The organism is Halorubrum sp. Atlit-26R, assembly GCF_003666015.1.
GTDB lineage: Archaea > Halobacteriota > Halobacteria > Halobacteriales > Haloferacaceae > Halorubrum.
The window spans coordinates 1-464 of sequence record NZ_QPLT01000473.1 but is presented as its reverse complement, the minus strand read 5'-3'; the positions used below and the strand labels follow the sequence as shown (position 1 = coordinate 464).

Annotated in this window: 1 protein-coding gene; it reads right to left on the bottom strand. The window is 60.3% G+C overall.

Features of this window, described 5'->3' with window-relative positions; genetic code table 11:
• Positions 1-308: alcohol dehydrogenase catalytic domain-containing protein (locus DVK07_RS21515; RefSeq protein WP_233565638.1), on the bottom strand; the 308-nt coding region annotated here is incomplete at its 3' end.
• Positions 309-464 lie beyond the last annotated feature (156 nt).

The window sequence follows — 464 nt, the reverse complement described above, 5'->3', positions numbered from 1 at the left end:
CACGGCACGACGGGATCGACGACGACGCGATCGCCCTCTTTCCACTTCTCGACTTCTTTTCCCACCTCCACGACGCGCGCGACCGTCTCGTGTCCGGGCACGGCGGGAAACGATGCGAACGGCTCGAACTGCGGGCTCGAGGTGAACGTGATCATCGCCACATCCGATCCGCAGATGCCGGAAGCGATCGGAGCGAGCCGAACCCATTTCTCTCCGGGCAGCTCGCGCTTCGGTAAATCCGTGAGGCCGAGCCCGCTGAGCGGCCCGAACAAAAACCAGTCGCTCACCTTCCCGAGGGTCTGGGCCATCAAGAACTTGGGAATCGAAATCTCGAACCGAACGGCGTTCACGGGCGCAGAATAGACGCATCGAAGCCACCATCCATCTCTATCTCTATTTGGATAGTCTGGCAGCGCTGAGGGTTTGCGTGCAGAAGTGCGGCGTTTACACTTCTGCGCTTGGAA